This is a genomic window from Proteus cibi (assembly GCF_003144405.1).
Classification (GTDB): Bacteria; Pseudomonadota; Gammaproteobacteria; order Enterobacterales; family Enterobacteriaceae; genus Proteus; species Proteus cibi.
Genome location: NZ_PENW01000026.1, coordinates 203,963 through 212,390 on the forward strand (window position 1 = coordinate 203,963; position 8,428 = coordinate 212,390).

8 protein-coding genes and 1 other RNA gene are annotated in these 8,428 nt (G+C 36.9%); 6 read left to right on the top strand and 3 right to left on the bottom strand.

The annotated features are described in order from the left end of the window. The first annotated feature begins 31 nt into the window (after positions 1 to 31). On the top strand, positions 32 to 1,693 hold the full coding sequence (gene recN, locus DK865_RS14690; protein WP_023581588.1) for a DNA repair protein RecN: 1,662 nt from the start codon (positions 32 to 34) through the stop codon (positions 1,691 to 1,693). A gap of 113 nt (positions 1,694 to 1,806) precedes the next feature. Continuing rightward, positions 1,807 to 2,169 (top strand): outer membrane protein assembly factor BamE, encoded by a 363-nt coding sequence (gene bamE, locus DK865_RS14695; RefSeq protein ID WP_023581587.1) that lies wholly within the window; start codon positions 1,807 to 1,809, stop codon positions 2,167 to 2,169. Between the two features lie 213 nt (positions 2,170 to 2,382). On the opposite strand, the gene DK865_RS14700 is transcribed toward bamE, so the two are convergent. Both DK865_RS14700 and DK865_RS14705 read right to left on the bottom strand, forming a co-directional pair. Beyond that, the gene (locus DK865_RS14700) at positions 2,383 to 2,679 is read right to left on the bottom strand and encodes an RnfH family protein (RefSeq protein WP_373931270.1); all 297 of its coding nucleotides are present in this window, start codon (positions 2,677 to 2,679) and stop codon (positions 2,383 to 2,385) included. Next, entirely contained in the window at positions 2,669 to 3,103 is a 435-nt protein-coding gene (locus tag DK865_RS14705) for an SRPBCC family protein (RefSeq protein ID WP_023581586.1), read from the bottom strand. The genes DK865_RS14700 and DK865_RS14705 overlap by 11 nt, the downstream gene beginning before the upstream one ends. A 156-nt stretch (positions 3,104 to 3,259) precedes the next feature. Here DK865_RS14705 and smpB point away from each other — a divergent pair, with 156 nt between their 5' ends. From smpB to DK865_RS14725, 4 genes are all read left to right on the top strand, one after another. Then, on the top strand, positions 3,260 to 3,742 hold the full coding sequence (gene smpB / locus DK865_RS14710; protein WP_109392243.1) for an SsrA-binding protein SmpB: 483 nt from the start codon (positions 3,260 to 3,262) through the stop codon (positions 3,740 to 3,742). 59 nt (positions 3,743 to 3,801) lie between these two features. Further along, positions 3,802 to 4,168: a transfer-messenger RNA gene (gene ssrA, locus DK865_RS14715) on the top strand. 239 nt (positions 4,169 to 4,407) lie between these two features. After that, on the top strand, positions 4,408 to 6,228 hold the full coding sequence (locus tag DK865_RS14720) for a DUF262 domain-containing protein (protein ID WP_109392244.1): 1,821 nt from the start codon (positions 4,408 to 4,410) through the stop codon (positions 6,226 to 6,228). A 210-nt stretch (positions 6,229 to 6,438) separates the two neighbouring features. Further along, positions 6,439 to 6,672 carry a DNA polymerase III subunit theta gene (locus tag DK865_RS14725; RefSeq protein ID WP_109392245.1) on the top strand — a complete coding sequence of 78 codons (234 nt, stop codon included), beginning with the start codon at positions 6,439 to 6,441 and terminating at the stop codon, positions 6,670 to 6,672. Between the two features lie 39 nt (positions 6,673 to 6,711). On the opposite strand, the gene DK865_RS18755 is transcribed toward DK865_RS14725, so the two are convergent. Further along, on the bottom strand, positions 6,712 to 8,367 hold the full coding sequence (locus DK865_RS18755; RefSeq protein WP_194295207.1) for a phage tail fiber protein: 1,656 nt from the start codon (positions 8,365 to 8,367) through the stop codon (positions 6,712 to 6,714). Positions 8,368 to 8,428 lie beyond the last annotated feature (61 nt).

Genomic DNA, 8,428 nt, shown 5'->3' on the forward strand with positions numbered 1-8,428 from the left:
CAGATATGTTTTTATACACAGGAGAGGCACTATGCTGACTCAATTAACCATTAGTCATTTTGCCATAGTCCGTGAACTTGAAATCGATTTCTCTGGTGGCATGACCACCATTACAGGCGAAACTGGCGCAGGTAAGTCTATTGCTATTGATGCTCTAGGTTTATGTTTAGGTAACCGTGGTGATGCCAATATGGTGCGCCCAGGTGCAACTAGAGCCGATTTATGTGCACGATTTTCACTCTCTGATACGCCATCAGCACAACGTTGGCTTGAAGAACATCATCTTGATGATCATAACGAATGCCTATTAAGAAGAACTGTTTCTGCTGATGGGCGTTCTCGTGGTTTTATCAACGGCACTTCTGTTCCTCTTTCACAATTAAGAGAGCTCGGCTCTTTACTTATCCAAATTCATGGTCAACATGCTCATCAGCAACTTCTAGAGCCTCGCTATCAAAAACAACTGCTTGATATCTATGCCCATGAACCGGCTTTATTAAAAAGTATGAAATCGGCTTATCAAACATGGCATCAAAGTTGCCAAACTTTAGCCGCTTTTCAACAACTCTCTTTAGAACGAGAAGCTAGACAGCAACTGATTGACTACCATTTAAAAGAGCTCAACGAATTTCAGCCAGTACAAGGTGAATACCCAGAATTAGATCAAGAATATAAACGTCTTTCTAACTGCGGTCAGTTTTTAACGCTAAGTCAAAATAGTTTGCAAATTTTAAGTGACAACGAAGAACAAAATATTTTAAGTATGCTCAATGTGGCTAAACATGAAATTGCTGAGCTGACCGCCATGGAAAGTCAGTTCAATTCGCTATTAGAGATGCTAGAAGAAGCCACGATTCAAATTAGTGAAGTGAGTGATGAACTTCGTCATTATAGCGATCGCTTAGAGATGGATCCTAATCGCTTATTTGAAGTAGAAAAACGCATGTCTAAGTACATTAGTTTGTCACGTAAACATCGTGTTGCACCTGAAGAACTCTATGATCTTCATCAACAATTAATTGAAGAGAAAAATGCCCTACTTCGTCAAAATGATGATTGTGATGCTTTAATCGAACAAGTCAAAGCTGACCATTTAATTGCATTAGATGTCGCAAAGCAACTGCATCAAGTTCGCCAACAATATGCAAATGAATTAAGCCAACTTATCACTAACAGTATGCATCAGTTATCAATGCCACATGGTTATTTTACTGTTGATACCTATTTTGATGACAGCTCACTGCAAATCGATGGTGCCACAAAAGTTGAATTTAATGTCACCACAAACCCGGGACAACCCCATCAAGCACTTTCTAAAGTCGCTTCAGGCGGTGAATTATCACGTATTGCACTCGCAATCCAAGTGATCACAGCAAAAAAAATGGATACGCCAGCACTTATTTTTGATGAAGTCGATGTGGGTATCAGTGGTCCAACAGCAGCGATTGTGGGTAAATTGCTCCGTGAGTTAGGTGAGTCAACTCAAGTGATGTGTGTCACTCACTTACCTCAAGTTGCAGGTTGTGGTCATCAACACTATTTCGTTAATAAAGAGACAAATGGTGAAGAAACTGAAACAACCATGAAACTGTTATCGAAAAAAGAACGCCTACAAGAGCTCGCTCGTTTATTAGCCGGCAGTGAAGTCACCAAAAATACCTTAGCCAATGCGAAAGATTTGTTGGCTGCATAACGATTAACAAACTTTTATTGATATTTAGGGTCATAGGCAGAGCGTGAAAGGTTTTCAATTGCTGCGTTGTCGATTATCATCGTCACTATGACCCTAAAAGGAATGTAATTACCATGCGTTTTAAACTGTTAAAAGTTGCCGCCTTATCTTTAGTCGTAATGACTTCAGGTTGCTCTATGTTCGAGAGACTGGTTTATCACCCAGATATCAATCAGGGAAATTATTTAACACCAGCCGAAGTCGCAAAAGTTCAGCAAGGAATGACACAGCAGCAAGTTCAATTTGCCCTTGGCACACCAATGCTTAAAGATCCTTTCGGAAGCCAGACTTGGTATTATGTTTTCCGTGAAGAGCCTGGTCATCAAAAAGTACGTCAAGAGACTCTCACCCTAACTTTTGATAGCAATGGCATACTGACTAAGATTGATAAGCAAGGCAATATGCCTAATTTCTCAGCACCTGCAACAAAATCGTAATACGATGACAGTGCGAAGAAAGCTTAGTTTTGTATAAGTTTGGCAAAAACGAATTGCACCCCATACGTTAAATTTGACGTTGGGGTGTGTTTTTATAAAGAGAAATTGCTTTGTAACAGTGTTGTCTTTTATTGTATCTGTCTGTAATTAAACAGCCTATCATGCAGTATATGATGCTCCCCCCCTCTATTGTATTGGGTAGAAAGCATAATATTAATCCGCTTTTTGTCGCGCTTTCTCAGCACGTTTACGGCGCATTTCTTTAGGATCGGCAATTAAAGGTCGATAAATTTCAACTCTATCACCGTCTCGCACATTATCACTTAACTTTGCTGGGCGACTATAAATACCTACTTTATTCTTAGTCAAATCAATATCATTACAAATTGTTACGATATTTGAAGCAATAATGGCTTGTTCAACAGTATCCCCTAATGTTAGTTCAACAGGGATAAGATACTGTTTGTCGGGCAACGCATAGGTTACCTCTACCCATATTTTAGTCACGATAAATCTCTTTCGCTCTGTGAGTAAATGCCTGAACCATATTATTCGTTAAATCCTTAAAAATACGTCCAAAAGCCAACTCAATTAATTTATTAGTGAACTCAAAGTCTAGCTGAAATTCTATCTTACACGCATTATCATCAAGTGCGGTAAACACCCATCCCCCGGTTAATTTACGAAAGGGGCCATCAACAAGACGCATATCAACACGTTCATTCGTCTTTAAAAAGTTATGGGTAGTAAATGTTTTACTAATTCCCGCTTTAGAGACATTTATTGATGCAATCATTTCTTCTGGAGTGCTTTTGATCAGTTTACTTCCAACGCATCCTGGTAGAAAATCAGGGTAAGTAAGAACATCATTAACCAGTTTAAACATTTGCTCTGAACTAAAAGGGACAAGAGCAGATCGACTAATCTGAGGCATAGTTATTCCTGTACGACAACACTGTGTGTGATCATATCATTGAACAGTGACTAATTAAAAATCTAATGGAATATAGCTTAAGTTTTATGCAATTGAAAAGAAAACAGTCGGTTAAATGATTTCTTTCTATTGCTCATACAGTATAATGTGGACATTATGACAAAGAAAAAATCACACAAACCTGGTTCTGCGACCATTGCGTTAAATAAACGTGCTCGCCATGAATATTTCATCGAAGATGAGATAGAAGCGGGCTTGGCGCTCCAAGGCTGGGAAGTAAAATCACTGCGTGCCGGTAAAGCAAACATCAGTGATAGCTATGTTATCATGCGCGATGGCGAAGCTTATCTTTTTGGTGCAACTATTTCTCCTTTAAATGTTGCATCAAGCCATGTCGTTTGTGATCCTACACGTACCCGCAAACTATTATTAAAACAACGTGAACTTGATAACCTTTATGGTCAAATTAACCGTGATGGTTATACCGTTGTTGCTCTTTCGCTTTATTGGAAAAACGCTTGGTGTAAAATCAAAATTGGCGTTGCAAAGGGTAAGAAAGATCACGATAAACGTGAAACCATTAAAGATCGTGAGTGGAAATTAGACAAAGCACGTATTATGAAAAATGCTAACCGCTAAATTGCGTTAAGTACTAGCAATTACAAGTATTTTTCTGATATACTCGCTTTCAACAACTTGGGGCTGATTCTGGATTCGACGGGATTTGCGAAACCCAAGGTGCATGCCGAGGGGCGGTTGGCCTCGTAAAAAGCCGCAAAAAAGATAGTCGCAAACGACAATCAATATAAAGCACTAGCAGCTTAATAACCTGCTCTGAGCCCTCTCTCCCTAGCTTCCGCTCTTAAGACGGGGATAAAGAGAGGTCAAACCCAAAAGAGATCGCGTGGATGCCTAGCTTGGGGTTGAAGCGTTAAATTTAATCAAGCTAGCTTATTCATGGCGCGTCTGTCCGCAGTGGGTAAGTGAAATTAAAGATAGACTAAGCATGTAGTACCGAGGATGTAGAAATTTCGGACGCGGGTTCAACTCCCGCCAGCTCCACCAAATTTGGTGGGTCAGTGATAGGACAACGGTTTCAAAAACAAGAAGTTAGCGAAATCGACAAGACTACACACTGACAACAAAAGGACTATAAATGACACGCAAATGACACGCGGATCATTTATAGTTTAGAAAGGCTCACTTCGGTGGGCCTTTTTTACAACATAACACTCACTAGCCAATAAACACTTATCTATAAATCATAAAAACCAACACTCTGGCTCATTGCAAGGAAATGGATTATGAATTTTGATGCTACCCCAGTTAATATAAACTCAATTTTATCTATAAAAAAAATCTATGTTATCCCAAGAAATCAAAGAGAATTTAGCTGGGAAAACATACAGCTTGACGAATTCTGGCAAGATATAACTAGAAATATTAAACTTGAAGATGACGAGTTCACGTTCAATGAATATTTTATTGGGACTATAGTCTTAGCAGGAACTGATAGTGATAAACAACTGGAAATAGTCGATGGTCAACAAAGACTATCTGTTATCACAATTCTATTGTCATTAATTTCAAGAGAGTTTAGAAAATTAGAAGAAGACTCACTCGCTGATGATATATTCAAATCCTATATTGTCACTGTTTCAAGCACTCTTAAAAGGGGATCTTTAGACTCGAAAGGTCAGTCGTTAACTGAAAAAATACAAAGAGATACTACAAAAAATTACTTTAAGACTTCATTCCAATCAACAGAAGATTGTAGCAATAAACCCGAGACCCCTGAAGAAAAAAAGATTCGGTATGCGGGGTTATATTTCAAAAAGAAATTACAAAAAAGAATTCTTTGTAAGCTACTTTTAAAAAAAAATAATCATACATACAATAATGAAGATTATGCATTTTGCTTGAATGCTCTTTATAATATGATTACTAACTACTTAAAAGTAGTTAAAATTTCTGTTGATTCTGAAGATGATGCATACGATATATTCGAAGTGCTAAATGCAAGAGGAATTAATTTAAGCTCTATTGATTTAATCAAAAATAAAGTTTTTCAATCGTGTACAACAACATTTCCAGTAGATGAAGCAAAACAAAAATGGGATAGCATTGCAAATAAATTAGCAGAAACTGATACCAATGAAACAATGTCTAGCTATATTAGGTGTTGGTGGCTATCAAAAATTGGATATGTTGGTGAAGAACAATTATATCGCTCATTCAAACGTTCCATATCAGAAAACCCACCTATATTAACGCCACAAAATTTTTTAGACCAAATTCATAAGGATATTGATTTATATATAAAAATAATAGAGCCATCAACTGACCATTGGCCTCAATCTGATCAAATTGATATTTATCGCGCACTGAATGCAATTAATATTTTCAACGTAAGTATTCCAAGACCATTTATACTATCTTTATTAAGATTACGTAGAGACTTTCCTAAAAGAATACCACAAAAAGATTTAATCCTAATATTAAAACGAATAGAAGATTTTCATTTTAAATTTAACTCAATATGTAAACTGCGCCCATCTGGGATTGACTCAACATATTCGGTATTAGCCGTAAAAGTAAATGCAATAATAAATAAAACACAAAGAAAGGAATTAACACAAGAACTTTATGATCTATTTTCTCGAAAAGTACCTAATGAAAAAACATTTTGTGTTGAATTAGATAAAAGAATTCACTATTCAAATAAAAAAAATAAGCAAGGTAAGTTAATTAGATATATTTTTGAAAAATTAGAAAGAATATTATCTAATACTGATGAAATAAATACTGGTTCCTATTCTATCGAACATATTCTACCTCAAAGCCTAAATAGCAAGCATTACATCGGAACTCTAGGTAATCTACTACCTATTGGATATGATATTAATGAAAAATGTGGAAATAAATTACTTATAGATAAAATATCAATTTATAGAAAATCAAAAATGAATATCGTAAAACGCTTTATAAGCGAAGTTGATAATCAAACATATGAAACCGAAGAAAAAAATGATGATATATCATCACGTTATGATTGGAATGAGGATAAAATTAAAAAACGCACCCAAAATTTATCGTTATTAATTTATACTTTATTCAAGTCATAACTAAAAATAATGACCATAGTCACAAGTAAATAGGTTTAAACTCTATTATATCGACCAATATTTATCATAAAAACCAACCATAATCGGTTGGTTTTTATGTCTGTATTTTATATGGTCTAAAACCCCATCAGAATTACCCTAGTTAAAGCTCAATTCTAGTCCTGCTTCTATGCTATAATTCACCTCAAATTCATTAATAGAGCTTACCAAATGAAAAATCTAGCTGAACTAACGCAGGAAGAAAAAGACAAGATCAATGTCAATTTAGCTGCTTCGGGTGTCGCATATAAAGAACGCCTCAATATGCCAGTTGTTGCCTCAGAAATAGAAAGACAACAACCAGCACATTTACGCGAGTATTTTAATGAACGATTAGCGTTTTATCGTGAGAGAAGTAAGAAGTTGCCAGATGCAAATTCGGTGCAGTATTTGAAAGCAGAGTAGCTCCGATGCTCGATGTAACCGACCGAGTTATATAATCAATCAGTTATCAATTTCTGGTGTCTTATTGGTGTCCTGATTTTCTTCCTCTTCCTTTTGTCTGCGTTCCTCTTCCGCTTTCTGTGCTTCTTCCATCTCACGCATTCTCACGTTATAGATTGATTGCTCTGGCATCTGTACACGCACGGAAATAAAACGTCCATCAGGGATATCTATCGGATCACCGTCATTGAAGCCGTCAATATCATTACGTGCAAATTTAGGTGCGTTAGGGTGAGTTCGGTGATAAGTTTTAACGAGAATCGAACCGTCCTCATTAACAATAGAGTCTACCCAAATAAGAGGCTGTTTATTGACATCAAGTGGAATTTCAATACCGCCATCAACACCGCCCCATCCTGCATCAGCATTAAAGCCCAATACACCTTTGATAAGATATTCACCCTGAGCTACTCGAGTAACCGTAGAGCCTTCTGATTCGTCGTTAGTTGTGAATGTACCGTCAGGATTGATGTTGATTACTGGAGAGGCTTTTTTGATAAAACCTTGCGGGTCTGTGGTTGTATTTTTGCTTGTCCATGCATAATATTGTGATATTGTTCCATTCATATCCCAATGAACATTAAATGTAAAATCATTAAACGTGAACGCTCCCCAATGAGTAGCTCCAGCATAAAACCCAAGCATTCCAACCCCCCACCTTAAGTTACCACCCCCATAAGAGCGGATAAGCTGAGTTTTATCTATAATTTTTGTTGGCTCAAGAGCATCAGCTAGAGTCGGTTCCCTATTGCCGATACCGTAGTCTCCAACAAGCATAAGAGTACCTGATTTTTTTGGTATCTGTATCCCGTTATAACCCGATGCAGAATTTAGTTCGATATTTGTTCCACCAGAATTGTTGGTCGTTAATGATATTGATGTTTTCCCATCTGCTGATTTTGATATTAGCTTCGTTGTTGCTTCAACTGATGACTTGAACAGTTGAGTTGATGATGAACTTTTATTTGCTAACTCCTGCCAGTTAGAAATATTACCATTCCCCATCCATCTATACGCAAGCCCCTCTGGAGTTGCCTGAATTTGAGAGTTATTACCCTCACCATTCGCACCACCACCTCTTGTCATGCTCAGTAACGGGTAGTATGAATTGTAGTAATTTACAGCATTAGCGCCGTTCGGTGTCGCAAACCCTGTATATTTAATACTGTTAGCATCCTGAGTGTGTTTATCTCCAGTTTCATTTGAGCGACCTAATCCAAAATCACCAGGAGATAACTTTCTACTGATATCCTCCTGCATCTTCTTAATACTATCTAGTGTAATGACTTCACCATTTGGCATCTCAATTTTTGTTTGCCCCGTTTCACTCATCCATGAATTCATCGTATCGAGGAAATATTGCGTGTATGCATTTATTGCGACCATTGTTCTTGCTGCATCACTATTATTATCGGGCTCAGTAATATGAATTGAGAATGTGGTGTTAGTAGTCGTTGCTAATGCAGGTTGTGCTAATACTAATTCAGTATCAGAATTAACGGATTTAATCATGTAGGGAATATTAGTATTTCCTGATTTAATTAAAATAGTCATTCCAATATTAATGGCTGGATTATTATTTTTAAATTTAGTGCCAGTGCCTTTGACAATAGCAGACCCTGACACTGTGTTAACAGTGCCTGTTGTGTATATCATTTTATTTATTCCATAGTTTAATTAATTAAAAATAACATCTTGATTGTCAGGAAATACGATT